Source organism: Saccharibacillus qingshengii, assembly GCF_013185195.1.
GTDB lineage: Bacteria > Bacillota > Bacilli > Paenibacillales > Paenibacillaceae > Saccharibacillus > Saccharibacillus qingshengii.
The window spans coordinates 1-2782 of sequence record NZ_JAAZWC010000065.1; the positions used below are offsets into that span (position 1 = coordinate 1).

The 2782-nt window shown below is 35.3% G+C and carries 4 protein-coding genes; 1 reads left to right on the forward strand and 3 read right to left on the reverse strand.

Translation table 11 applies throughout. The features are described 5' to 3' along the window. Window positions 1–268: 268 nt before the first annotated feature. The 3 genes from HRQ60_RS23175 to HRQ60_RS23185 all read right to left on the reverse strand — a co-directional run bounded on the left by HRQ60_RS23175 (window position 269) and on the right by HRQ60_RS23185 (window position 2020). Window positions 269–1135: a hypothetical protein gene (locus HRQ60_RS23175; protein ID WP_172200963.1), complete on the reverse strand. Its 867-nt coding sequence runs from the start codon at window positions 1133–1135 to the stop codon at window positions 269–271. A 69-nt stretch (window positions 1136–1204) separates the two neighbouring features. Further along, window positions 1205–1621, reverse strand: a complete 417-nt coding sequence (locus HRQ60_RS23180) for a hypothetical protein (protein WP_172200966.1) — start codon at window positions 1619–1621, stop codon at window positions 1205–1207. Between the two features lie 81 nt (window positions 1622–1702). Beyond that, entirely contained in the window at window positions 1703–2020 is a 318-nt protein-coding gene (locus HRQ60_RS23185; protein ID WP_172200972.1) for a peptidoglycan DD-metalloendopeptidase family protein, read from the reverse strand. A gap of 280 nt (window positions 2021–2300) precedes the next feature. On the opposite strand from HRQ60_RS23185, the gene HRQ60_RS23190 reads away from it, so the two are divergent. Next, the gene (locus HRQ60_RS23190; RefSeq protein ID WP_172200969.1) at window positions 2301–2753 is read left to right on the forward strand and encodes a hypothetical protein; all 453 of its coding nucleotides are present in this window, start codon (window positions 2301–2303) and stop codon (window positions 2751–2753) included. The last annotated feature ends 29 nt before the right edge of the window (window positions 2754–2782 follow it).

A 2782-nucleotide genomic window follows, 5' to 3' on the forward strand; every position in this document is an offset into this window, starting at 1 on the left:
CGCAAATGTCTAGGCTGGAAGTCTACACACGAATCGTTTCAGGACGAAGTGTTGCACTTGGATTGACAATCCGTCAACCGTTAGTAGGATCACCTATTACTACATCATAAGTCTTATTATTTGATGAAGCATATATTAAGCAATGACCAGCAGTGACCATAAATGCCTGATTATCTTTATAAGCAATGTAACCGCTGGTGCAAGTACTCTGTCTTGATTTATCAGCTTGTCTCCACACTCTTATTTCTTGTCCTCCACCCATATTTGTTTAAGGATAATCTCTAGCAAGTGTGGGTTCTGGATTAAGATCAGTATAGTTAAGATCAAGATTTTCCGACCCTACAATTTGAGTCAATTCAGAAACTTGATTCACATTTAAAATAGGTGCTGGTAGCAGCGACTGAACTTGAGGATCTGGTTCAGGCAATTCTACTTCAATAGCTTGGTTGATCACATCATAACTTACAGAAAACGGACCATCATAAACGCTATCAATATACTCAGCAGCTTGCTTTTGAATTTTTCTAAATTCAGTTACTGATTTTTTAGCCTTACGGAATTCGACTTCCTTACCTAGCTTGTTTTTCAGGTCTTTTCGAATTTCTTTCATTTCTTTAGCATCCTCTTTAGCCACTACAAAAATTACTTTAAGATCATCAGGATTGGTATTATCAAAATAATAATCTGTAAGATTATTCAATTTATAAGATTCATAAGTTTGAGTAAGACCTAAAGACTCTATACTTTCTTCACTCCCCAAATTTTTATTAAGAGTTTCTTCTATAATTGGTATGACTTTACTTTGAAACGAAACTATTTTATTGTATTCATCTATTTCTTTTTGGGTTGCTGTTTCATTGAAGGCCATTTCTGATTCAACTGGCTGAGAAGCAAGTATCTCTTCCTGTGTTATTTCTTCAGATGCTGGTTTAATTCCAGTTGAATCATTAGAATCAGAACTGAACGATTCTGAATCAATTGGAATTGAATCATCTACCATATTCGATTGATTATCAATTACTTCATTCGACTGATTTACATCTAAAGACTGTGCACTTGTTGAAGGAATCCCTACTCCGCCTATAGAGAATATTAACGAAGAAGCCAGCAAAGATTTAAAAATTGATTTTTTCATGTCTGCCTACCTTTCAACGTACATTTATTTGAACAACAACACTAGTTTACCATAAAAATCTAAATAAATTCATTTCAGCGACTTTACGGCCTTTTCAACTTCTTTTTCGTATTTTGGAAGAATAATATCATTCATATAGTAAAAAACTACGATATTTTTATTTCTATACTCTCTAACACGTGTTTCCGTTGTAACTGAAATTTGAGCTTCTCTCATTGCTTTTTTTGCTTCTTTAGAGGAATCAAAAACAAAAACACTTATACCATCTGGGTGCTTTTCACTAGGCGAAACAGCAAATGGAATAACCGTTTTATCTTTAATAACATTTGACTTAGATTCTGCCCTTTGTTCAACCTCAACACCCTGTTCAACAAGTGAGCTTTTAAAATGACTGAGAAATTCTTCTTGACTTATCACTTTATCTTGTCCACTACATCCAAAAATAAACCCCAATAAAATCAAATTCATAAAAATAACTATTTTCATTTGATCCCTCCTTATTCCTATATATTCATTCTAACGTATCCTATATGTAATTTGTTGCGATTTTTTCTATATTCAAGTTTTTTAACTCAAGCTAAATATAAACAAGTGTAAGTGAGGACCCGTGCTGCCGGCTTGTACCCTATCGCCAACGCCCGCAATCAGTTTGGAAAGATGACCGTAAGTTGTCACGTAGCCATCGCCATGCTCGATCCAAATATACTGCCCATAACCCCGCCCATGATTGTTGGCATTTTGCCAGGCACTGAAAATCACTTTCCCCGCTTTTGAAGCTGGAACCGGTTCCCCTCTGAAACAGTGGAAATAGGGTATCGCTTCCTGAAAGACTAATAAAAAAGGGAGTTTGGAAAAGCTTTTAAGGCAAAGGGGATTAAAAAAGATTGAGAAAGAGCTAAAAAATCATTGGAGAAAGACAAAAAGAAAGCATAAAATTGAAGAAGGAAAAGATCGAATGAGATTAAGAGAGTTTGGAAGATAACAGGCAGCATATAACATAATATTCACGCTGCGGACATTCGTCCTTGGCCCGGCATACGCCGGACACCCGACATGAGTCGGGTCGTGAATACGGGAACGTTATATGACATCTATAAATCTATAATGAATAAAACGCAATAAGTCAAATGATATTACCAACATAATAAGGAAGAAGGAATAGGTAGTGCTACGTGATATAGAAGAAATGTTGAACAAGGTGCAAAATTCAGAAACTAAAGTTTATATGTCTGAAGCGCTGAAGTGTTATAGTGCAGGATCTTATAAAGCGTGTGTAATCATGAGTGTAATATCTGCAATTTATGATTTACATATGAAAGTAAAGGCAATGGCACCGAGTGATTTAGCTTGTAAAGAACTCGATGATAGAATAGAACAGAAAAAACGTGATTTAGAAGTTTATGAGAAGTATCTCGTTGAACAATGTGCTACGGCTGAAATTGACATGTTAAATAGCAATGAAGCTAAAGAATTAATACGTTGTTTGGATACAAGAAATGATTGTGCACATCCAAATAACTTTGTATGTTCACCAGAAAAAGCTAGAGATATATTTACTTCAGTAATCGATATACTAGGGCGTGTTTTAAAACCCGATTCCGCCCAACTATTTCAATAAAATCATCGTCGAAGCCAAATAAACGAAGC

Excerpts from the sequence above, each read along its gene's own strand:
- HRQ60_RS23180 (WP_172200966.1), bottom strand. The coding sequence starts at position 1,621 with ATGAAAATAGTTATTTTTATGAATTTGATTTTATTGGGGTTTATTTTT.
- HRQ60_RS23175 (WP_172200963.1), bottom strand. The coding sequence starts at position 1,135 with ATGAAAAAATCAATTTTTAAATCTTTGCTGGCTTCTTCGTTAATATTC.